Here is a 22,662-nt window from a genome sequence, read left to right as displayed (position 1 = left end):
CTCTTTCATATTGAAAATCAAGAAAGAGGCAGATGTCTGATGTCTGCCTCTCTTCATTAATTTGCTACAACATTCACTAGCTTTCCAGGTACTACAACAATTTTCCTGATTGTTTTACCTTCTAATTGTTCCTTGACCAATACATCTGCAAGCGCAATCTCTTCCATTTCCTCTTTTGTTGCACCTGTTGGAACAAGAAGCTTTGCTTTCAACTTTCCATTAACTTGGACAACAATTTCCACTTCGTCTTCGATTAATTTAGATTCGTCAAAGGTTGGCCACTCTGCGTATGAAAGAGTATCTGTGTAACCAAGCTTTTCCCAAAGTTCTTCAGTGACGTGTGGAGCAATTGGTGAAAGAAGCTTCACAAAGCCTACCATGTATTCTTTAGGAAGCTCGGTTGCTTTGTAAGCTTCATTAATAAATACCATCATTTGCGAAATCGCTGTGTTAAAACGAAGTCCCTCGTAATCCTCCGTTACCTTCTTAACCGTTTGGTGATAGATCTTTTCTAAGCCCTTACCACCCTCATTTGTAAACTTGGGACTAAGCTCACCATTCTCCTCGACAAACAATCTCCAGACACGATCTAAGAAACGACGAGATCCATCAAGTCCGTTTTCTGACCAAGCAATGGATGCCTCAAGTGGTCCCATGAACATTTCATATAGACGAAGAGTATCCGCACCATGACTGGCTACGATATCATCAGGATTCACAACATTCCCCTTTGATTTACTCATCTTTTCATTGTTTTCTCCAAGAATCATTCCTTGGTTAAATAGCTTTTGGAACGGTTCCTTCGTTGGGACAATTCCGATATCGTACAAGAATTTGTGCCAGAATCGAGCATAAAGTAAGTGAAGCACCGCATGCTCCGCACCACCAATATAAATGTCCACTGGTAGCCATTCTTTTAGCTTTTCAGGGTCTGCTAGCTGTTCATCATTGTGTGGATCGATATAACGAAGGTAATACCAGCAGCTTCCTGCCCAGTTGGGCATTGTATTCGTTTCTCGTCTCCCTTTCTTACCCGTCATAGGATCAACAATATTAACCCAATCCTCAATGGCAGCTAAAGGTGACTCTCCTGTCCCAGAAGGTCGGATGTCCTTCGCTTTTGGCAATAGTAACGGCAATTCTCCTTCAGGAACGGCAGTCATTGTTCCGTCTTCCCAATGAATAATTGGAATCGGTTCACCCCAGTAACGCTGACGACTAAACAACCAATCGCGAAGACGGAAGGAAATTTTCTTTTCCCCTTTGTTGTTTTCCTCAAGCCACTTTATTGTTTGATGGATACCATCCTCTTTATTTAAACCATTTAGAAAATCGGAATTAACATGCTCGCCATCACCTGTATAGGCTTCTTTTGTGATATCTCCACCAGCAACAACTTCTATAATTGATAAATCGAATTTTTGAGCAAATTCATAATCTCGTTCATCATGAGCAGGTACAGCCATAATGGCACCCGTTCCATAGCTGACAAGAACATAATCAGCGATCCAAATTGGCATTTTCTCACCATTAATTGGATTGATGGCATAGGCCCCTGTAAACACTCCTGACTTTTCCTTTGAAAGCTCTGTGCGCTCTAAGTCACTCTTTGTTCTTACCTTTTCAATGTAAGCAGAAACAGCTTCTTTTTGCTCATCAGTTGTTATTTTTTCAACAAAGGAATGCTCTGGAGCAAGAACAGCGTATGTTGCACCGAAAAGTGTATCGGGACGTGTCGTGAATACTGTAAAGTTCTCTTTTTGACCTTCAATTTCAAATGTAACATTTGCCCCTTCTGAACGACCAATCCAATTTCTTTGCATTTCCTTTAAACTTTCAGGCCAATCTAGTTCATCCAAGTCGTCAATTAGACGGTCTGCGTAAGCTGTGATTTTTAGCATCCACTGCTTCATTGGACGACGCTCGACTGGGTGACCTCCACGCTCACTTTTCCCATCAATTACTTCTTCATTAGAGAGAACCGTTCCAAGTGCTGGGCACCAGTTAACCGGTATTTCATCAATATACGCTAAACCTTTTTCATAAAGTTTTAAGAAAATCCATTGTGTCCACTTATAATAAAACGGATCTGTTGTATTCACTTCACGATCCCAATCATAAGAAAAACCTAATTCTTTTATTTGGCGACGAAATGTATTAATATTTTGCTCTGTAAATTCAGCAGGATCATTCCCGGTATCAAGCGCATATTGCTCAGCAGGCAAACCAAATGCATCCCAGCCCATTGGGTGTAAAACATTATACCCTTGCATTCTCTTCATACGAGAAACAATGTCTGTAGCTGTATAGCCCTCTGGATGTCCAACATGTAGACCCGCTCCTGAAGGAAACGGAAACATATCTAATGCAAAAAACTTCGGGTTTCCTACTTCTTCTTTTGTTTTAAAGGTTTGATTATTTTCCCAATAATGTTGCCACTTTTTTTCGATTTGTTGATGGCTGAATGACATTGAAAATCCTCCTTTATATCTTCACCGTTTGGTGTTTGTTCCAAAATTGATTGGACCTAAGAACGCAAAAAATCCCGTCCCTGAAAAAGGGACGAGATTAGTTAATTAATTCCCGCGGTACCACCCAAATTAATGCAATATGCATTCACTTGACTCCTTAACGCGGATGAACGTCAACGATTACTGGGTTCATTTGAACCGTTCACAATTGAAACTTAAAGGTGAGTTCATGATAGTCTTGGATTGACTTGCACCAGCCGTCAATTCTCTAGGACCGATTTCTATCACTACTATTCCTTTGCTCTGTTTATTTCGTTATTAGGTTTGTAATGTATTGTAAAGAAAAACCTTCCAAACTTCAAGCCTTTATTTAAAGTATTTCTCAATTTACTGATTTTAAACGGCTAAAGCAGTGCTTTGTTCTTTTTCTTTTTTCAACCCGCGATCATAAAACATTGTTGTAAAGATGGAAATAACAAGAAGACCAACTAAAAGCGCAAATAACGCTTGAATATTATAAACATCGACCATGATTCCACCAACCACTGGTCCAAGCATTCTTCCTCCAGTTGCCGCACTGTTCACAACGCCCTGATAGAAGCCTTCTCGACCTTTAGGTGCCAGCTCATTTGCAATAGTTGGAACCGCAGGCCAAACGAACATTTCCCCAATGGTTAAAATAATCATCGCTACACAAAAGCCTGTGAATTGCGTCGCATTTGATACGACGAAAAAGGATACGATAAAGATAAGTAAACCTACAATAATTTGTGTTTTTACCGTTTTTGCCACAAAGCGAACAATGGTCGAAACTAATGGCTGTGCTAATACAATCAAGGCACCGTTAATTGCCCAAAGCATACTGTATTCATTTAGCGAGATATTTAAAGATTGTGTATGTGCTGCAATATTAGATTGCCATTGAACATAGGCCATCCAACAAAGCATGTACCCACTACATAACACAAGTAGTGCTGTATATTTAGTTTTATTTTTTATCGTTTTCGGTTGTTCTAAAATACTGGATTGTTGCATTCGATCACCGTGGATTTTTTGATACGTAAGTAAGGCCAAAACAAAGAAACCAGCTGACATTAGAGCATTTGCCAAAAAAGTTAGTGGGAACGAATAGGCTGCTACGAAGCCTCCAAGTGCCGCTCCAGCTGCTACCCCTATATTTTGGGCCACATACATTGCGTTGAACGGCTTTCGCCCACCCTCTGGCCAAACCGAACCCGCCATCGCGTACATAGATGGAAACACCAAACCTGATCCGAATCCAAGCAATATTAGAAAAATAACATAAAAAGGCCAGTCGTGATTCCAAACAAGCCCTATCCCTGCAATCATCGTCGTGCTAACTCCAATGAGAATTGATCGATATCCACCAAATTTATCAAACAAATAACCACCAATTAAATTCCCAACCACACCAGATGCTGAGTTTAACATTAAAACAATCCCAGCCATCGTAAGTGATTTTCCCAACACATCATGAATATAAATAGCATTCAGTGGCCATAAAAACGAAGATCCCGTTACATTAATAACCATTCCAATCAGTAATAGCCACAGCTTTTTGGGCATGATACACCCTCCCCGAATTCTTCTTAATCCAACGTTTATTGTATTCCTTTTTGGGAGATGCGGCAATAAGGAAAATGGAGGGAGGATCTAGGGGCTCAGGTTAAGATCGAAGTTTCTAAAGGAGCTAGTTATATAAGGGGTCCAGCCAGCAATTTAACGGAATGTGAAAACCACCCTATTGGGTGGTTTTCACATTAAAATTTATTTTCGATAGTAATTCCCTTGGTTTATCATTGTTCGCATCAAGAGAGAAATAATTTGCGGAGAATACTTCCTGTGATTGTTTTCTGAGCGAATTTCATGATATAAGTGCGAATATGAGAATATATGATCGAATATCAAAATTTACGAGCGAATTTTCCCCACACACCAAATATCCCCTCTCCTAGAAGAGAGGGGATCCGATTATTATTTTCTCGAAATGTCAGGCTGCGCCCGCTTCGCATTCTTCTTTTTTACTTCCTTCACAGGATCGAAGTCTTTCCCCGCTTCAAGGTCTTGATTGTTACTTCCATTCTTTGTCTTTTGCTCAGGATTATTTTGTTTAGATCGCTTTTTCATATCCGCAAATTACCTCCAGCTTAATGATGTGGGTAGATGATCATTTCATTTTGGATACGTTCTATTTGAAGTCTCATTCGATCAATTTGCAGCTTTTGCTGTGGGTTTCCACTTTGAGCTAGTATACCTAATTCAATAACGGCTGTTTCTAGCTGTTGCTGGGCTTTTGTATATTCAGTCTGGTTATAGTGTTCCTGCTTCTTCGCCACGGTAAACTGTTCTTCCGCGTAGGTTATTGTATCTTCTGCCATTTGCAAATATTCTTCAACAGATTGTCGTGTTGCCATGCAGTATTCCTCCTTCACCAGTTCGCGCGGGTCGATGAAAAAGCTTCATCCTGCTTAGTTTATACAAACTCGTTACAACTATAACCAGTTTGATAAGGAGATTTTTCCCACTCGAGCTCGTATTTCGCAAAAAATTTTAGCCGAAAAAAGGCTATGTAAGCCAAATCGATGATTTTGTGCGGTTTACTGGAAATCAAGACCACCCAAATATATTGGTTTCTTCACTTTTACATGCTAAAATTCTAATTATCAAAAAAACGTTAACTCTTCACTAGTAAGGGGATGTACTCATATGAATCAAATCAATCCTTTTCCGTATTCCGATGACCAGAAGAGGTATCATTCGTGGAATTATCATCTGCGTCAAACGTTCGGACACAAGGTGTTCAAAGTTGCATTGGATGGCGGATTTGATTGTCCAAATCGTGATGGGACGGTTGCACACGGAGGTTGTACATTTTGCAGTGCAGCTGGTTCAGGTGATTTTGCAGGAAACCGAGCAGAAACCATCGAACAGCAGTTTCACGAAATTAAAACAAAAATGCATCTAAAATGGAAGGATGGAAAGTACTTAGGGTATTTTCAGGCTTTCACCAATACGCATGCCCCAGTTAAGGAACTAAGAGAGAAATTCGAAGTGATTATTAAGCAAGAAGGTGTGATTGGCTTATCGATTGCAACGAGACCGGATTGTCTGCCAGACGATGTCGTTGAGTATTTAGCTGAATTAAATGAAAGAACCTATCTATGGGTTGAGCTTGGTTTACAAACCGTCCATGAACGAACAGCCCTTCTTATTAACCGTGCTCATGACTATCAATGCTATAAAGATGGTGTGAACAAGCTTCGAAAACATAATATCCGTATTTGCTCTCATATTATTAATGGTCTACCTCTTGAGACACCTGAAATGATGATGGAAACGGCGAGAGAAGTTGCCAAGCTTGATGTACAAGGTATTAAGATTCACCTGTTGCACCTACTAAAAGGAACACCCATGGTTAAACAATATGAAAAAGGTCTACTCGACTTTTTATCATTTGATGATTATATAAACCTTGTATGTGATCAATTAGAAGTTATCCCCTCAGAAATGATTGTTCATCGAATTACAGGGGACGGTCCGTCTGATTTAATGATTGGCCCAATGTGGAGCTTAAATAAGTGGAAAGTCTTGAACGCGATTGAAGCAGAGCTCGTAAGACGGAATAGCTATCAAGGCATGCACTTTCAAAAGGAAGTCTTCTCACGATGAATCTTGATCGAATTCTCCCATTTGCAAGGTCACTTTTAGCAAGAGCCATTCAGCCAGGGGATATTGCCATTGATGCAACCGTTGGTAATGGGCATGACACCGTTCACCTAGCCGATCTAGTTGGAAAAAATGGACATGTTTATGGTTTTGACATTCAAGAACAAGCAATCATAAACACTTCAAAATTACTAGAGGGTAAAGGTTTGCAGGACCGCGTTACCCTTTTTTTAAAAGGTCATGAACATGTAAAGGATTATATCGAAGAGAAAAGTCTTTCAGGCGCTATTTTTAACCTTGGGTACCTACCTGGTGGCAACAAAGCGATTGTAACAACTTCAGACACAACAATTTCTGCGGTTAAACAAATTTTATCACTACTAAAACCTGAAGGAATCCTTATTCTAGTCATTTACCATGGCCATCCTGAAGGTATGACAGAACGAGATAAGCTTCTCGATTATGTAGAACAGATTGATCAAACATATGCTCATGTTTTAAAGTATCAATTCATAAATCAAAAAAACAATCCACCCTTTATACTGGCCATCGAAAAAAGAAACCGCTAAGACGAAGCTCTACTTAACGGGTTCTTTTCATTGAATTGTTTCCACTTCCGATAGGCTCTTCCGTTTAGATAAAAGAAGTAGCTGATAGGTCCGCCTTTTTTTATCAATTGTCTAGCTAATCTCCTAACTTGACTCTGCTCATTCACTTTACTGTCAGACATATATACTCCGAGCAATCCGCGGTTAAGTAAACGATGAAATTTCTCATTTGGAATTCCTTTTATTTGTTCATCTGCTTCATCTAAAAAATGAAAAAGTCGTTCTACTAAGGTCTCTTCATTTGGATAATAGCTACAAAAGTTTAGATCTCCTCCTGCTATATCCTCTTCTTGGTCAATTAAATAATCAAGTAGAATATGTAAACCCTGCACATATGGAAAATACCCATTTCTTATTTTGGTTACATCTGACTTTTCTAGATTATCCCCAAATGCATGGGAGACTAAAACAAAAATACCTAATGTAGATCCTGAACATGCAGAAAACTCATACCATTTCATCTCTGGGAGGCTCTTATCCACACCTTGAAACCATTTTTCCAGTCGGCTCACACGCTCTTCCACCACAACATGCTTATGTACCTGTAAAGAACAATAATAATTGGCCAACTCGATTATTTCAGTCTTAATCAATGAATAATGTGGGACCTTTGTTAACACACTTTGGCATGTCACCACGAGATCCCTTAAGTAGCCACCATCATCTTGGTCTTCACGGTACCTGTAATAATTATAATTTTGCCCTTCTCCTATGGTAAGTGCATGTGGCATGGATTCATGTAACGCTTCAAAGTCCAGTGGATTGAGAGAAGTACTCCGATCACATAAATTGTCCAGATAATCACTGATTGTTTGATAGGCTATGATGAACTTAATACATGACTCCAAATGCTGATAAGACAATAAGGCTATTACACCTCCACCCTCACAATGGAAGGCCTTTTCGTTAATACTTGATAGGGCTTGATTTCGTAATTCTGCGTTGGGAATTCCGTTTGCCCTATTTCTCCAATAAGATAGTTCGTTATGAACAAGTGGTAAAACATCTCGGTAAACCTTTGACATTAAGCTTAAAGGATGAGTTGGTAACATTTTTATAAATCGACTCCTTTTTCCTTAATGCCTCTATTGTACATTCACCGCGAGCTGAGTTTCAACAAATCTCTTTGTATAGTCAAATACAAGGTCACGCTCTGGCTCGTTAAATATTTCATGAAATAAACCGTGCCATTCTTTATATGTCTTGTCTGTTGAGGGCAATTGATCAAACCACGCTTTACCTTTCCCCTTGTTCACAATCTGGTCGTCTCCACCCTGCATAAATAAAATAGGAACATCTGGAGTCTTCTTGACATAGGTTAAGGCCAATTGTGTTGCATGAATAAGTTCACGATACCATCTAATCGACACCTTAGTTACATATAAGGAATCATTACTATCTAGTTCAATGACCTCTTTATTTCTCGTTGCCATAGATGGTGTTAAATTTGTATTCATTCTAAATGTAGGGATTATTTTGTTTAACACTACTGATGCAGCATTCAAAAAGGGAGAAGGTGCCGTTATCTCACAAACTCCTAAGCAAGGGGAAGATAGGATCACGCACTTCACTTGAAAATGTTTTTCCTGCATACAACGAATGACGGTTAATCCGCCCATACTATGTCCTAGTAGAACAATTGGTAATCCATAAGTAAGAGCTTCCTTATACCAACCTTCAACTGTTTCGACGTACTGGTCAAAATGATCAATATGACCTCGATGTCTTCGTGAAGTTGTACCTTGGCCTGGTAAGTCCCCCATCAGAACATGGTAGCCCTCAGTTCTCCACATTTCAATTAACCATTTATAACGACCGTGGTGCTCTGATGCCCCATGAACCATTATTATTACAGCCTTTGCATTCTCCGCTTCCCATCTCCACATACTATCACTCCTCGCTATTTAAAATCATATCTTTGAAATACACAAGTATTCATTGTACTGAAACAACTTTTAATTAATAATGAATGGTCTGTTCATTTGTTTTACCCATGTAAAGTTATTTTTACTTATGATCTACTTGTTTAAAATGGAAAGAACTGAATGTAGAAAAAAACCATACTTAACAGAGTGTTCTATATTTTGTTACAATATCACTAAATACTGTAAAAAGGGGAAATAAAAAATGATATTACCTTATAAACATATAGTACCGACCATTTCGGAAACTGCATTTATTGCTGACTATGTCACGATTACTGGCGATGTAAAGATTGGTGAATATAGTAGCATCTGGTTCAACACGGTTATCAGAGGAGACGTGTCGCCAACTGTTATCGGTAATCGAGTCAATGTTCAAGACAATTGTGTTCTACACCAAAGTCCAAACAAGCACCTTATCCTTGAAGATGATGTTACTGTAGGTCATCAAGTATTGCTGCACAGTTCAACCATTCGCAAAGGTGCACTAATTGGGATGGGCTCTATCATACTAGATGGAGCAGAAATCGGCGAAGGTTCCTTTATTGGGGCTGGAAGTCTTGTCCCACCAGGTAAAATCATTCCCCCAAACTGCATGGCATATGGAAGACCGGCAAAAGTAATTCGTGAACTAAATAAAGAGGATATTTTAGATATGGAACGAATTAGAAGAGAATATGTTGAAAAAGGTCAGTACTACAAATCCATTCAAGAATAAGGATGATTTTTCATCCTATTGTTCTATTTTTACAATATTCTTAAAAATATTGTAAAAAAAAATTATATAATTTCTCATTACTTTTACATTTCCTTAGTATTCCCTAAATATTTACACCTTAAAATGGAAGTATAGAGTTTACTATTCAAAAAAACTTAGTTAAGTTAGGCCAAGTAGTATGGCTAACAATGTTTCAAATTAATCATAACGCACGATTGGTTCTTTCTTCAATTCTCTAAAAGATTAGAACAGACATAATTAGTTTACAAAAGGGGCTAGGTGAATGATGACAAAAATAATAGCAAATTTATATGATTTTGAATGTCATATCTTCCGAAGTGTGAACCGTCATTTTGATCGAAAGGCCCTTAACTTCTATTTCCGCTCAATCACCCACTTAGGTGGTGCAACCTTTACTATTCTGTCTGTCCTAATTCTTATTATTTTATCGCCTACTACAAATAGATATGTTGGACTTGCTAGTGCACTTTCTCTACTCCTAAGTCATATTCCAGTAGCACTTGTGAAGAAGTTTTATCCAAGACGAAGACCTTATTTAGCATTAGAACAAGCGAATGTTACAGTCAATCCTTTAAAAGATCACTCCTTTCCATCAGGACATACTACGGCTATCTTCTCTGTAGTTATCCCATATATTTTTTGGATGCCATTGCTAGGTATTGTCCTATTGCCGTTAGCCTTTAGTATTGGAATATCCAGAATGTATCTTGGGCTTCATTACCCATCTGATGTCATGGCTGGTAGCATATTGGGCACCATCACTGGAATTACTTCTCTTGCTTTTTTACAACAGTTGTTTACTGGATTAACTATCCTTTAAATTTTGGAGGGGTTAGGGTGAAGATTGCGATCTTTACAGATACGTTTGCACCACAAGTAAATGGAGTAGCAAGAACGCTTAAACGCTTCACGGATTATTTAGAACAGCAAGAGATTGAATACAAGGTGTTTGCTCCAGATTGTACAAAAGACGAAGAATTATTTTCTACCCATATTCATCGGTTTACGAGCCTGCCTTTTTTTCTATATCCTGAATGTCGATTAGCCTTACCAAATATGCTTCACGTAAAAAGTCAGCTACAACAGTTTCAACCTGATATCATTCATGTAGCTACGCCCTTTAATGTGGGACTTTGTGGAATTCATTATGCAAAAAAACTAAACATTCCGCTAGTAGGCTCTTATCATACTGATTTTGATCAGTACTTGGAGTATTACGACCTTCAATTTTTATCGCCTATACTTTGGAAATACATGAGATGGTTTCACCGATCTTTTCTTAAAACCTTTGTCCCTTCACAAGAGACGAAAGAACAATTAAAGCGTCACGGATTTACAGATCTCCATATTTGGAGTCGTGGTGTAGACTCTGCCCTTTATAAACCAAATGAACATTCTACAAAGGTGAGAGAAAAATATAAAATCAAAGAAAAGTATGTATTATCCTATGTTGGAAGACTTGCTCCCGAAAAAGATGTTCAAACACTTCTAGAAACAATGAAAGCCTTGCCTCCAAATCTTCAAAAAAATGTTCGCTGGCTTGTAGTTGGTGACGGTCCATCTAAGCTAGATATGCAAAGAGAAACACCAAGTAACGTAACCTTCACAGGCTATCTAAACGGAAAAGAATTATCTGAGGTATATGCAGCTTCTGATTTGTTTGTTTTTCCATCACCAACGGAAACCTTCGGAAACGTAGTGTTAGAGGCACTTGCATGTGGAACTCCAGTTGTAGGTGCAAATTCAGGTGGGGTAAAAAACATTATTAGGCAAGGAAAAACGGGCATTCTCTGTGAGCCGAAAAAGGTTGAATCATTTGTAGAAGCGATCGTGGACCTACTTGAAAATAATGAAAAAAGGACTCATATGAGTACGGAAGCGAGAGTCTACTCCATGACTCAAACCTGGAGTGCAATTTTCAATAATCTTCTAGACGAATATGAAATGGCCATTCATGAATCTAAAGAAACCAAATACGCAAAAATTATTTAATTAAAAAGGCTATCACCTCATTCAAGGTGATAGCCTTTTACTTATTATTGTGCTGCTTGAGCTTTCAAATCTGAAGCTTTGTCAGTACGTTCCCATGGTAAATCAATATCTGTACGACCGAAGTGACCATAAGCAGCTGTTTGCTTATAAATGGGACGACGAAGGTTTAACATATTGATGATTCCCGCTGGGCGTAGGTCAAAATTACTTCGGATTAAATCTACTAGAAGATCCTCAGAAACAGTACCCGTGCCAAATGTATCAACCGAGATGGAAACAGGCTGCGCTACCCCAATTGCATAAGCCAATTGCACTTCTGCCTTGTCAGCTAGTCCTGCTGCCACGATGTTTTTAGCTACATAACGAGCAGCATATGCCGCTGAACGGTCAACTTTTGTTGGATCCTTACCTGAAAATGCTCCGCCACCGTGACGTGCATATCCACCATACGTATCAACAATGATTTTACGACCTGTTAATCCAGCATCCCCTTGAGGACCACCAATAACGAAACGACCTGTTGGATTAATGAAGTACTTTGTATCCTCATCAATTAATTCTTTCGGTACAACTGTATTGATCACATGTTCTTTTAGGTTTCGACTAATTTGCTCGTTCGAAATTTCTGGATGATGCTGTGTTGAGATAACGATCGTATCAATACGAACTGGAATATTGTTTTCATCGTATTCTACAGTTACTTGTGTCTTTCCATCAGGGCGAAGGTAAGGTAGAATATCCTCTTTACGAACTTCTGTTAAACGACGAGCCAATTTATGAGCTAAAGAAATCGGTAATGGCATTAATTCTTTCGTTTCGTTACAAGCATATCCAAACATAAGACCTTGGTCACCAGCACCAATTGAATCAATTTGTTCATCTGACATTTGACCTTCACGTGATTCTAATGCTTGGTCAACTCCCATTGCGATATCTGCTGACTGCTCATCGATAGATGTAAGCACTGCACACGTTTCAGCATCAAATCCGTATTTTGCACGTGTATAACCAATATCTCTAATCGTTCCACGAACAATTTTCGGAATATCTACATAAGTAGATGTAGTAATTTCACCCGCAACTAATACTAATCCTGTTGTAACCGATGTTTCACATGCAACACGAGCATTTGGATCCTTTGCAAGAATTGCATCAAGAATTGAATCTGAAATCTGATCACAAATTTTGTCTGGATGCCCTTCTGTTACAGACTCAGACGTAAATAAACGGCGATTTTTTGACATCTAATTTGTTCCTCCCATTGTTAACTTCAGAAATAAGGTCTACGTGAATCTTTTCTTATCTCTGAAATCTTGTCAGATACGGTACTCATTCTCTTATTATTCTTAATAAAACATAATTTTATTAAGGAGTTCTTTTTTTACGATTTAGCTCAATGATTAGGCTTTACTAAAATGAACATAAAAAAAACCTTCCTTATATTAGAGGAAAGGGTATACGTTCATTCGCCTTTGCTCTTATCGTTCAAGGCTACTTGCGCCTTGCAACAGGTTAGCACCTTATCATAAAATGATGGTTGCTGGGTTTCATTGGGCCTGTTCCCTTCACCGACTCGGGATAAGAGAGTATCCGTTCGGCTCATATCATAACGTATGAGGTCGAAAGATGTCAACAAAAAGAGAAGAGGTTACTCGAATAATTTCACACAACTATATTTGTTCATTTAGATTTATAAAATATATGGGCTGCTGTTATGAAGATCCCATTTTTTAATCTCATTTCCATTTTATGAAACTTGGTTAAATCAGTGTGGGTTTAAGCTTAAATTCAGCTAGAATAAACATTGATTACTGTAACCTGCAGTAAAAGGGGATATTAAAACTATAATGAGCACAAAAATATAGATTAGTATAGACTATTGCTTTAAATATGTTATACTAATTGAAGAAGTAATCATTTAATTTCGATTATTGTTAGATTAATAGAAAAAAATCGTAAAAGGCAGGTTATGAAAATGAATTCTGTTGATACTTCAATCAACTTAAATGGTTTATTAAGCGGACAAAACATTTATACAAACTTATCTGTTTCACAGTTAGTGGAAAAGGTACTCTCAAGAAACGAGGGAGAGCTTACATCTACTGGAGCTGTTCGTGCAACGACGGGAAAATATACAGGGCGCTCTCCTAAAGACAAATTTATTGTAGAAGAAGCTTCAATTAAAGATAAGATTGCTTGGGGCACTGTCAACCAACCGATTTCAGAAGAAGCTTTCAATCGCCTATATAAAAAGGTATTAACGTACTTAATGGAAAAAAACGAGCTATTCGTTTTTAAAGGATTTGCTGGTGCTGATGAAAAGCATCGCCTACCCATACAAGTTATCAATGAATATGCTTGGCATAATCTATTTGCCCATCAGCTATTTATTCGTCCAACTCAAAAGGATTTAGCAGCACATGAGTCAGGATTCACCGTCATTTCAGCTCCAAATTTCAAAGCGGATCCAAATGTTGATGGAACTAAATCGGAAACATTTATCATTATATCATTTGAACAAAAGATCGTTTTAATTGGTGGTACCGAATATGCAGGAGAAATTAAGAAATCTGTTTTCTCTATTATGAACTATTTACTGCCAGAATCAAACATTTTACCTATGCATTGTTCTGCTAATGTTGGTGCTGAAGGTGATGTTGCTTTATTTTTTGGTTTATCTGGAACAGGAAAAACAACATTATCTGCTGATGCAAACAGACGCCTTATTGGCGATGATGAGCACGGCTGGTCTAATTCTGGTATATTTAACATCGAAGGTGGATGCTATGCGAAGTGCATCAATTTAACTCGAGAAAAGGAACCTCAAATTTTTGATGCGATCCGCTTTGGTAGTGTTCTCGAAAATGTTATGATTGACGACCAAACTAGAGCTCCAAATTTTGATGATACTTCATTAACTGAAAATACTCGTGCTGCCTATCCGATTCAGGCAATCGACAACATTATTGAACCTAGTATTGCTGGAAATCCGAACACAATCATCTTCTTAACAGCAGATGCATTTGGTGTACTTCCTCCAATCAGCAAACTTACGAAAGAGCAAGCAATGTATCACTTCTTAAGTGGTTATACAAGTAAACTAGCAGGTACAGAAAGAGGAATCACGTCTCCACAAGCAACATTCTCCACTTGCTTTGGATCACCATTCTTACCTCTTCCTGCAACGGTCTATGCTGAAATGCTTGGCAAGAAAATCGATGAGCATTATGTACAAGTATTTCTCGTTAACACAGGTTGGACTGGCGGAGAATATGGAGTTGGAAGCCGAATGAAGCTTAGCTACACTCGTGCCATGGTTCAAGCTGCCTTAGAGGGAGAATTAAGCAACGTCGAAACAGCTAAAGATGGGACCTTTGGACTTGAAGTCCCTTTACACGTTCCTGGTGTTCCTGATGAAGTACTACAGCCTGAGCAAACTTGGACTGATAAAGAAGCTTACCATATGAAAGCAACTGAATTAGCAGCTAAGTTTATAGAAAACTTTAAAAAATTCTCAAATGTCAATGAAGATATTGTTTCACTTGGTGGACCAACAAAATAACAAAACCAATAACGATTAAATCAAAAAGCCTGTATCGTAGATTACTAAGTAATCATTGATGCAGGCTTTTTGATTTAATCCCCGTCAAACGGTAAGATCCTATTGTTGTAAAAGGAATTCAAAAAAATCTTCCTTAAAAATTAATTTGTCGAATTAAGCGAAATCAATTCATATGTAATTATCGTTTTCTGACTCATCATAACTACTTTCTTAATAATAGCAATGCCATTTGTGTCAGAGTCCTTTTGCTTTTTTACTTCTAGTGGAATATCAAGTGGATATAAGCGATATCCCTCCTTTTCAAGAGTAAACATATTTTCCTCTACTCTCTTTTCCAAACCTTTTGTCACAATCATTGTATTTAACTCTAGGGGCATTCCCATTTTTCTTACCTCCAATAGTTTGTTTTTATTGTTTCTTCATCCAACTGGTCAAATCCTGCACAATTTTCCGGTTAATTGCTGGTGGGAAATAATGTGTATACTCTTTAAAATACCAGGACTCAACAGGTATTCTTAACTCCTTTAGTCGTTTTTCTAATCGATAGGAATGCTCAATGGAAACATTCTGATCCTTTTCACCATGTATAAGTAAGACAGGAGCTTGTACATTTTCTAAGTAGAATAAAGGCGTTCTCCTTTTATACTGCTCCGGTACTTTAGTCGGTGTTCCACCTATCACTCTTTTCATCATTTTTCTCAAATCTAATCGCTCATCATACGTCAAAGTCATATCAGATACCCCGCCCCAGGAAACAATCGACCTTATTTTCGAGTCTTTTATCCCAGTGATTAAAGCCATCACACCTCCTCTAGAAAAACCAAACACATGAATGCGACTTTGATCAACCTTATCATGCTTTCTTAGAAGAGCTAACGAAGCAATTGCATCATATCGGTCTTCTCCAGCAAAATCCTCATTGCCCTCCCCACCTTGATTTCCTCGGTAAAATGGTGCCATGACAACAAAGCCCTCAGAAGCAAATTGAACAATCCTTCCGACACGGACCTTACCTACATTCTTAATACCACCCCTCAAATAAAGAAACCCATCATACCTCCCTTCCTCCTTAGGCTCAGCAAGCAAACCCTTTATCTTTAACCCCTGACACCAATACGTGACAATATATAAAGCTATCCTCGGACTTGGTGAAGGAAAACGCTGCATCTCAATCAAAGTACCATCTTCCATAAGATTCCTCCAGTTATCTAAGCATTCTTTTAAACGGTTAACACAACGCAATACATAGGTTAATGATAGAAAATAACTGTTTACTCAAACTTTATTGTTATACACATAGTGGTTGATTTCCTCTCCAGGATGCTTGCTTTTTAGCTTGGCGGGCGGGTGAGCCTCCTCAGCGCTTTGGCGCTATGCGTAAGTCTCACCTGTCCCGCCGTGGCTGCAGGAGTCATCGCATATCCGTTCCAATCAACTTTCTTATCAAGGGTTTGTCTTATTTAAACCTATGACAAAAACAACATTCTTTTAGAAAATAGCCTAAAAGGTGAATAACTAATTATTGTGTTAGTTTAGCCACCTAAGAAAAAATTTTAGAAAAGAGCATTAATATTATAGGGTTTTAATTATAGTTTTTGGTTGGTTTTGTTTTGGTTTTTGGTTGGTTTTGTTTTGGTTTTATCTTGGTCTCGTGCCGAGGCCTGCTTCCCCGAATATGCTTCTCCCCACTCCCCACCCAACTACCCCCTATGTATGCCCACCCAAATTGATTTCCCTATAGGCATTCACACATTTTTTTCACCATCATATCCTATTGTAAGTAATTACTTAACATTTAACTCTTAGGGAGGTCTTTTCTATGCGTTTCTATAAGATTGGTATAGCCATTCTATTATCTGTTCTGTTCCTTCTTTTAGTAAGTGGTTGTGGTCAAAGTGGCGTCCAAAAGGTCCGGGTCGGCGAAGTCACTCACTCCATTTTTTTTGCTCCTCAGTATGTCGCCATGTCTGAAGGTTTTTTTGAAGAAGAAGGATTAGAAGTTGTCCTCCAAGGGACATTTGGTGGCGATAAAACAATGACTGCCTTGCTTTCAGACGGTATTGATATTGCCTTAGTTGGTTCAGAAACGTCAATCTATGTATATGCACAAGGTTCAAGTGATCCAGCTATCAATTTTGCTCAATTAACTCAAACAGATGGAACCTTTTTAGTTTCTCGTGAAAAGATTGATAATTTCACATGGGATCAAGTAAAGGGTAGCACGTTTCTAGGACAACGAAAAGGCGGCATGCCTCAAATGGTTGGTGAATTTGTTTTAAAGAAGCATGGCATTGACCCACAAGCTGATTTAAACCTTATTCAAAACATCGATTTTGCAAATATCGCGAGTGCTTATGCTTCAGGTACAGGAGAGTTTGTTCAGTTGTTTGAACCAACAGCCAGTATTTTTGAACAAGAAGGAAAAGGGCACATTGTTGCTTCCTTTGGGAAGGAATCAGGTCATGTACCTTATACAACCTTTATGACAAAAGAAAGTTATCTAAAGGATAATAAAGAAGTCGTTGAAAAGTTTACAAGAGCGATTTACAAAGCTCAACAATGGGTAGAGACTCATTCTTCAAAAGAAATAGCCCAATCTATTGCACCTTTCTTTGAGGATACAGATAGTAACTTAATCGAGACAGTTATCGATCGCTACAAGGAACAAGGCTCTTATGCGACAGATCCCATTTTAGACGAAGAAGAATGGAATAACCTACAGGATATTATGAGTGAAGCAGGAGAACTTCCTACAGAGGTAGATCATAACGTCTTAGTCAATACTGAGATCGCGGAGAGTATCATCTCAGAATAAAGGAGATGAGGAACATGAATGTTTTAACGATCAACCAGGTTCATCACACCTATTTCACAAAAAAATCGATGACCACAGCTATTGAAAATATTACACTTTCAGTTGAGGAAGGGGAGTTTGTCTCCTTTCTTGGCCCAAGTGGATGCGGCAAATCAACCCTGCTCTCTATTATTGCAGGTCTCATTCAACCTTCTGAAGGAGAAGTCATTATTGATGGAAAAAAGGTGATAAAAACTGATCCTACAATAGGCTATATGCTTCAGCAAGACTATCTCTTCCCTTGGAAAACAATAGAAGAGAACATATTACTCGGTCCTTCAATTACTCGAACGCTCTCTGATGAAATTAGGAAAACAGCTTTAAAATTATTAAAGGAAATGGATTTAGAAGATGTTGCAAAGCTATATCCTAATCAGCTTTCAGGTGGAATGAGGCAACGAGTGGCACTAATCCGAACCTTAATGACCGATCCTAAAATACTATTGCTCGATGAGCCCTTTTCTGCACTAGACTATCAAACGAAGCTAAGACTAGAAAACCTTGTTTCTTCAACATTAAAAGGATTTAATAAAACAGCCCTTCTCGTTACACATGATATCGGAGAAGCCATCGCGATGAGTGATCGAATTTTCCTGTTAGCAGCAAATCCTGGAAGAATTGCAACGACATTTCTGGTGCCTCAGGAGCTACGTGAACTATCGCCTTTTGATGCGAGGCAACACCCTGCTTATTCTTTATTATTCCAATCAATATGGAAGGAGTTGGACTCCCTTGAAACCCGAAGGTAATGTATCCCTCTTACATCAACAGTATTTAATGACATTAAACAAGGAGAAAAGGTGGGTCCGCTTCTACCAACTACTTATCTTTATCCTGTTTTTCGGGTTGTGGGAGCTATCCAGTCAACTACACTGGATTGATCCTTTGTTATTTAGTAGCCCAACCAAAATCTTTGATTTATTTCTTTCTAAACTAGCAGATGGTAGTTTAATTGGACATACATCCGTTACTTTATTCGAAACCGTCTTGGGATTTATCCTTGGAACTGTCATGGGCACCGTAATTGCAGCAATTTTATGGTGGTCGCCTATGTTTTCAAAAATTGTAGATCCTTATCTTGTTATCTTTAATGCACTTCCAAAGGTAGCTTTAGGTCCTATCTTAATCGTTGCTCTTGGACCTGGCTTTGTATCCATTATTGCCATGGGTGTGATTATTTCCGTTGTCATTACTACACTTGTCATCTATACCTCTTTTAAAGAAGTAGATGTCAATTATATAAAAGTACTAAAAACTTTCGGTGCAACTAGAATTCAATGTTTCAGAGAAGTTATTTTCCCCGCTTCATTCCCAACCATTATCTCAACTCTTAAAGTAAATGTTGGCTTATCATGGGTGGGCGTTATTGTCGGAGAGTTTCTTGTCTCCTCTAAGGGGTTAGGATATATGATTGTTTATGGTTTCCAAGTGTTTAATTTCACCCTTGTTCTTCTAAGCTTAATGCTCGTCGCCATTTTTGCAACAATCATGTACAAAGGTATTGAATGGCTAGAGAAGAAAATCATTCGTCATCATCAGTAGGATTAGAACTGGTCAAAAAAAGCTCTCACAAGTGAGAGCTTTCATAAACAGCATTGTTACCACGCGACTGGTTTTACATGATTTTTGATATGTTCAAGACTATATGTCAATACATCGTCCTTCATGATAAAACTAAACCTTGAGTCTTGTGCAACCTTTAAAGGAAGAACAGGTAGTAACACAGGACCATTCGTTTCGTAGTAGGTAGGTTGCTTCGTAACAGCACCAATTTCGGCAAAATAAATGTTTTTAATAATCGTTTTTCCACGGCCAGACACTTTATATTGGCCAATATATTGAATGGTAGAAACGTCCCCACCTGTCTCCTCTTTAACCTCTCGGATGGCCGCTTGCTCGGGGCTCTCACCTTTTTCGACCTTACCTCCGGGAAACTCAAGTCCCCGACGTGTATGAGACGTTAATAGCCACTGATTTTCGAAACGGCAAATAACCCAAACATGCTTAGGGTGATCTGAAAACGGATTATCCAAAAAGGAAAGGAACACTTCATTGTTATAATGATCTATAAAGGTAAGCATAACTATCTAACTCCATCTTTTGCATTTGTAACGATGATAACATAACAAAGATTTAAAACCTACATTTAAAACCTTTTAAAGAGGATGTTCAAAAAGTCCGGCAAAAATAGCTTCGAATTTCTTCGTCAGCTCGTCTTTCCGCTCCTCACGTATACAAAACATACGCTCCGGTGCTCAAGACTTCGCTTCCTTGAACTTCTTTGCTCTTTTTGTCCTCCTTTTTGAACAGGCTCTTAAAGCATATTCAGCGATGGAAGGCCTCTGTCCAAAGACCAAGAAAAAATTAAAAGGAAGATACAAACAAAAACCTTAGTACATAGATACAAACAAAGCAAATTGATTAAAACAAAACTAAGGTCACAAATGTGACCTACTCGCCCAATTTTAATAATCCTTCTTTGGTGATATGCTGTTTTGTTTCTTCATCGCCAAGTTCATGGATTAGTCCGTATACTTTTTGCATGGTTTCATCGTATGCGTCATTTGTTGGGTCCCAGTGGTATTCTACATATGGAACGTGGGCCCGCATAAAACCTTGCCAGTCTGTGGAGTAAATCTGATCAAAATATTCACGCAGCTGTACAATTTCATCATCTGATGCTTCAATTTTGTAATTCCAAGGAGAAGCCGTGCTAATTTGAGATATCTCTCCACTACCAAGAGAAATGTAATATGTCTTTTTCAACCTACTCAGCTCCTTACATTTCTTACCTTGTTTTAACTTTTCCTTATGAAAAACAAAATATTCTACCTTACTTCTTATTTGCTTTTGTTTTCAACAATTCAATCGCATTAATTAAAAAAGATGGAACTGGCAATCCAGACCTTCCAGCATTTTCAATAATTGAGACAAATTCGTTCATAATGTAAAAGCAGATGGTGGCGTCTCGAATCATATGCTGATCTCCTAACACTAGGTCTATCATATGGGCAACCGATACTAGGACAAATATAAATATTTTTTTCATAATGCCTCGGAAGCCTAACCGACTAGATATTTTTCCTTCTATCCCTGCAACAATTATTCCTGTAAAATAATCAACAACAATCATAAATGTTAAAATGGAAAGCAAAGATCCCCAGCCTCCAAACATGTATGAAGTTAATGAGCCTATCACTGACAGAAAGATTGTCAGTGGAACTTCAATTTTCATACCCTCTCCCTCCCTTGTTTGCACGATTTTGTTTAGGAAGATAATCCATTTGATATATCAGTTTGGAATACATCATCTTAGACAAGTCTTCACCATATACTATTCGAAAAAGGGAAAATCGGAAGGGTAATTATCTAGCTAATTGTACATTGTAAGTAATGGAATCTAAAAAAGAGGTGATAAAATGAAGCTTGTCGATGAATTGTATGAAATGTATAAGCACCATTTTACGGGTGACGAAGAGGACGTGGACATCATTGCATTTTCAGTATTAGAACAACTAAATAGAAAGAATATGTTCAATCTTTTAAGTGAACTAGAGGATCAAGAATTATACGATCTAATGGGGCTTTATTTAATCGAGGGCTTGAAAGGGAAACTAGCTAAAGAAGGCCTGCTCCCTATGAAGGAAGCAAGCCATGAGAAGAGAACCATTCATTAAGTACCTGCAAGAAGCATATTAATTTTGAAATAATCTGGATAGCTTGGCTAAAACTTGATCAATTTGGTCAGAAGTCACATCGAAATGTGTAGTAAAGCGAATCATGGTTGGTCCAAAAGGAACAACTAGAATCCCTTCACTTTTCAAAAGTTCAAGAAAATGAGCAGAAGTAATGCCTAGCTTTTGAATATCAATTAAAACGATATTGGTGTCTACTTGATTGATTACTTCTAGGTTAGATATATTTTTTAGTCCTGCTGCTAATCGTTTAGCATTTGCGTGATCTTCGGCTAATCGCTCTACCATTTCAGTAATGGCAATATACCCTGGTGCTGCAATCACACCTGCTTGTCTTAATCCACCACCAAGACGTTTACGCCATTTTTTTGCCTTCTTAATAAACTCCTCGCTGCCTGCAAGAATGGAACCAACAGGTGCACCTAAACCTTTTGATAAACAAATTTGAACTGTTGTGGTGTACTTGGTGAATTCTGAAACCGGAACATTTAGTGCTTCAGCTGCGTTAAATAAACGTGCTCCATCCAAATGAACCGGAATTGCTTTTCTATTAGCTATTTCATAGATGTCTCTCATATTTTCAAGAGGGACAATTGCTCCCCCTGCTCGGTTGTGGGTATTTTCAAGGCAAATCAATGAGGTTTCTGGAAGGTGGACATCTTCCCCACGTATCGCCGCCTCAACAACACTCGGATTCATGGCTCCTCTATTCCCTTTTAACGTCCGTGGCTGAACGCCTGCAAATGCTGAAATAGCTGCACCCTCATAATAAAAAAGATGAGATTCTTCCTCTAAAATAATCTCCTGTCCAGACTGGCAATGTGTTAGTACAGCAATCTGATTACCCTGTGTTCCGCTCGTTACAAACAGAGAGGCTTCCTTCCCAAGGATTTCAGCAGCTTTTTCCTCAAGCTTGTTTACAGTTGGATCTTCTCCGTACACATCATCACCAAGCTCAGCCTCGAAGCTTGCTTTACGCATCTTTTCAGTTGGTCTTGTCACCGTATCACTTCGTAAATCGATAATCATATTGAAGTCCCCCCATAACACTAAGTCTTTTAAACTATTATATCACGGTGGTTATTATTTCAAGTTGTGAAATATTGCAAAACACGCCAAATGGCGTGTTATA

General features: G+C 38.4%; 23 protein-coding genes, 1 riboswitch and 1 other annotated feature. Of the genes, 10 read left to right on the top strand and 13 right to left on the bottom strand.

Translation table 11 applies throughout. The features are described 5' to 3' along the window. Positions 1-56: 56 nt before the first annotated feature. The 4 genes from leuS to ACOI1C_RS08830 all read right to left on the bottom strand — a co-directional run bounded on the left by leuS (position 57) and on the right by ACOI1C_RS08830 (position 4,906). The gene (gene leuS, locus ACOI1C_RS08845; protein WP_422510002.1) at positions 57-2,471 is read right to left on the bottom strand and encodes a leucine--tRNA ligase; all 2,415 of its coding nucleotides are present in this window, start codon (positions 2,469-2,471) and stop codon (positions 57-59) included. Between the two features lie 84 nt (positions 2,472-2,555). Next, positions 2,556-2,784: a binding site (T-box leader), on the bottom strand. Between the two features lie 83 nt (positions 2,785-2,867). Further along, entirely contained in the window at positions 2,868-4,058 is a 1,191-nt protein-coding gene (locus ACOI1C_RS08840) for an MDR family MFS transporter (RefSeq protein ID WP_422510000.1), read from the bottom strand. 408 nt (positions 4,059-4,466) lie between these two features. Beyond that, positions 4,467-4,619, bottom strand: a complete 153-nt coding sequence (locus tag ACOI1C_RS08835) for a glycogen biosynthesis protein GlgD (protein WP_422509998.1) — start codon at positions 4,617-4,619, stop codon at positions 4,467-4,469. 20 nt (positions 4,620-4,639) lie between these two features. Next, positions 4,640-4,906, bottom strand: coding sequence for a YtzC family protein (locus ACOI1C_RS08830; protein ID WP_422509996.1), 267 nt, complete (start codon positions 4,904-4,906; stop codon positions 4,640-4,642). Between the two features lie 292 nt (positions 4,907-5,198). Here ACOI1C_RS08830 and ACOI1C_RS08825 point away from each other — a divergent pair, with 292 nt between their 5' ends. Then, complete coding sequence (locus ACOI1C_RS08825; protein ID WP_422509994.1) at positions 5,199-6,161, top strand: TIGR01212 family radical SAM protein; 963 nt, start codon at positions 5,199-5,201, stop codon at positions 6,159-6,161. Further along, a complete protein-coding gene (locus tag ACOI1C_RS08820; protein WP_422509992.1) occupies positions 6,158-6,727 on the top strand; it encodes a class I SAM-dependent methyltransferase in 570 nt (189 codons plus the stop codon). Before ACOI1C_RS08825 ends, ACOI1C_RS08820 begins: the two co-directional genes overlap by 4 nt. Here ACOI1C_RS08820 and ACOI1C_RS08815 read toward each other — a convergent pair. Both ACOI1C_RS08815 and ACOI1C_RS08810 read right to left on the bottom strand, forming a co-directional pair. Next, positions 6,724-7,818, bottom strand: coding sequence for a tetraprenyl-beta-curcumene synthase family protein (locus tag ACOI1C_RS08815; protein WP_422509990.1), 1,095 nt, complete (start codon positions 7,816-7,818; stop codon positions 6,724-6,726). The two genes, ACOI1C_RS08820 and ACOI1C_RS08815, sit on opposite strands and share 4 nt — an antisense overlap. A gap of 33 nt (positions 7,819-7,851) precedes the next feature. After that, the gene (locus ACOI1C_RS08810; RefSeq protein ID WP_422509988.1) at positions 7,852-8,652 is read right to left on the bottom strand and encodes an alpha/beta hydrolase; all 801 of its coding nucleotides are present in this window, start codon (positions 8,650-8,652) and stop codon (positions 7,852-7,854) included. Positions 8,653-8,893: 241 nt separating this feature from the next. Here ACOI1C_RS08810 and ACOI1C_RS08805 point away from each other — a divergent pair, with 241 nt between their 5' ends. The 3 genes from ACOI1C_RS08805 (at position 8,894) to ACOI1C_RS08795 (ending at position 11,419) form a co-directional block, all read left to right on the top strand. After that, the gene (locus ACOI1C_RS08805) at positions 8,894-9,406 is read left to right on the top strand and encodes a gamma carbonic anhydrase family protein (protein ID WP_422509986.1); all 513 of its coding nucleotides are present in this window, start codon (positions 8,894-8,896) and stop codon (positions 9,404-9,406) included. Between the two features lie 286 nt (positions 9,407-9,692). Further along, on the top strand, positions 9,693-10,247 hold the full coding sequence (locus ACOI1C_RS08800) for a phosphatase PAP2 family protein (RefSeq protein WP_422510149.1): 555 nt from the start codon (positions 9,693-9,695) through the stop codon (positions 10,245-10,247). Between the two features lie 17 nt (positions 10,248-10,264). Then, entirely contained in the window at positions 10,265-11,419 is a 1,155-nt protein-coding gene (locus ACOI1C_RS08795) for a glycosyltransferase family 4 protein (RefSeq protein WP_422509984.1), read from the top strand. 44 nt (positions 11,420-11,463) lie between these two features. Here ACOI1C_RS08795 and metK read toward each other — a convergent pair whose 3' ends face one another. Then, positions 11,464-12,663 carry a methionine adenosyltransferase gene (metK, locus tag ACOI1C_RS08790; RefSeq protein WP_422509982.1) on the bottom strand — a complete coding sequence of 400 codons (1,200 nt, stop codon included), beginning with the start codon at positions 12,661-12,663 and terminating at the stop codon, positions 11,464-11,466. Between the two features lie 231 nt (positions 12,664-12,894). Beyond that, positions 12,895-13,004: riboswitch (SAM riboswitch) on the bottom strand. A 390-nt stretch (positions 13,005-13,394) separates the two neighbouring features. Here metK and pckA point away from each other — a divergent pair. Beyond that, positions 13,395-14,981 carry a phosphoenolpyruvate carboxykinase (ATP) gene (gene pckA / locus ACOI1C_RS08785; RefSeq protein WP_422509980.1) on the top strand — a complete coding sequence of 529 codons (1,587 nt, stop codon included), beginning with the start codon at positions 13,395-13,397 and terminating at the stop codon, positions 14,979-14,981. A 140-nt stretch (positions 14,982-15,121) separates the two neighbouring features. Here the strand turns inward: pckA and ACOI1C_RS08780 are convergent, their stop codons facing one another. After that, complete coding sequence (locus ACOI1C_RS08780; protein WP_422509978.1) at positions 15,122-15,364, bottom strand: DUF2584 domain-containing protein; 243 nt, start codon at positions 15,362-15,364, stop codon at positions 15,122-15,124. A gap of 25 nt (positions 15,365-15,389) precedes the next feature. Beyond that, on the bottom strand, positions 15,390-16,172 hold the full coding sequence (locus ACOI1C_RS08775; protein WP_422509976.1) for an alpha/beta hydrolase family protein: 783 nt from the start codon (positions 16,170-16,172) through the stop codon (positions 15,390-15,392). Positions 16,173-16,800: 628 nt separating this feature from the next. Here ACOI1C_RS08775 and ACOI1C_RS08770 point away from each other — a divergent pair. From ACOI1C_RS08770 to ACOI1C_RS08760, 3 genes are read left to right on the top strand one after another with little or no spacing between them, the layout of a single operon-like run. Beyond that, positions 16,801-17,796, top strand: a complete 996-nt coding sequence (locus ACOI1C_RS08770; protein WP_422509974.1) for an ABC transporter substrate-binding protein — start codon at positions 16,801-16,803, stop codon at positions 17,794-17,796. Between the two features lie 14 nt (positions 17,797-17,810). Next, entirely contained in the window at positions 17,811-18,584 is a 774-nt protein-coding gene (locus ACOI1C_RS08765) for an ABC transporter ATP-binding protein (RefSeq protein ID WP_422509972.1), read from the top strand. Beyond that, positions 18,568-19,377 (top strand): ABC transporter permease, encoded by an 810-nt coding sequence (locus ACOI1C_RS08760; RefSeq protein ID WP_422509970.1) that lies wholly within the window; start codon positions 18,568-18,570, stop codon positions 19,375-19,377. The genes ACOI1C_RS08765 and ACOI1C_RS08760 overlap by 17 nt, the downstream gene beginning before the upstream one ends. Positions 19,378-19,433: 56 nt before the next feature. Here ACOI1C_RS08760 and ytkD read toward each other — a convergent pair whose 3' ends face one another. The 3 genes from ytkD to ACOI1C_RS08745 all read right to left on the bottom strand — a co-directional run bounded on the left by ytkD (position 19,434) and on the right by ACOI1C_RS08745 (position 21,070). Beyond that, complete coding sequence (ytkD, locus tag ACOI1C_RS08755) at positions 19,434-19,916, bottom strand: RNA deprotection pyrophosphohydrolase (protein ID WP_422509968.1); 483 nt, start codon at positions 19,914-19,916, stop codon at positions 19,434-19,436. A gap of 370 nt (positions 19,917-20,286) precedes the next feature. Further along, positions 20,287-20,601, bottom strand: coding sequence for a hydrolase (locus ACOI1C_RS08750; protein WP_422509966.1), 315 nt, complete (start codon positions 20,599-20,601; stop codon positions 20,287-20,289). A gap of 67 nt (positions 20,602-20,668) precedes the next feature. Then, a complete protein-coding gene (locus ACOI1C_RS08745) occupies positions 20,669-21,070 on the bottom strand; it encodes a phage holin family protein (RefSeq protein WP_422509964.1) in 402 nt (133 codons plus the stop codon). Positions 21,071-21,254: 184 nt separating this feature from the next. Here ACOI1C_RS08745 and ACOI1C_RS08740 point away from each other — a divergent pair, with 184 nt between their 5' ends. Continuing rightward, positions 21,255-21,512 (top strand): DUF6154 family protein, encoded by a 258-nt coding sequence (locus ACOI1C_RS08740; protein WP_422509962.1) that lies wholly within the window; start codon positions 21,255-21,257, stop codon positions 21,510-21,512. Between the two features lie 18 nt (positions 21,513-21,530). On the opposite strand, the gene ltaE is transcribed toward ACOI1C_RS08740, so the two are convergent. Continuing rightward, positions 21,531-22,556 (bottom strand): low-specificity L-threonine aldolase, encoded by a 1,026-nt coding sequence (gene ltaE / locus ACOI1C_RS08735; RefSeq protein ID WP_422510147.1) that lies wholly within the window; start codon positions 22,554-22,556, stop codon positions 21,531-21,533. Between the last annotated feature and the right edge of the window lie 106 nt (positions 22,557-22,662).

It is taken from the genome of Bacillus sp. DJP31 (assembly GCF_049310945.1).
In the GTDB taxonomy this organism is placed as follows: Bacteria; Bacillota; Bacilli; order Bacillales; family SA4; genus Bacillus_BS.
This window is presented reverse-complemented; position numbering and strand designations above follow the sequence as displayed.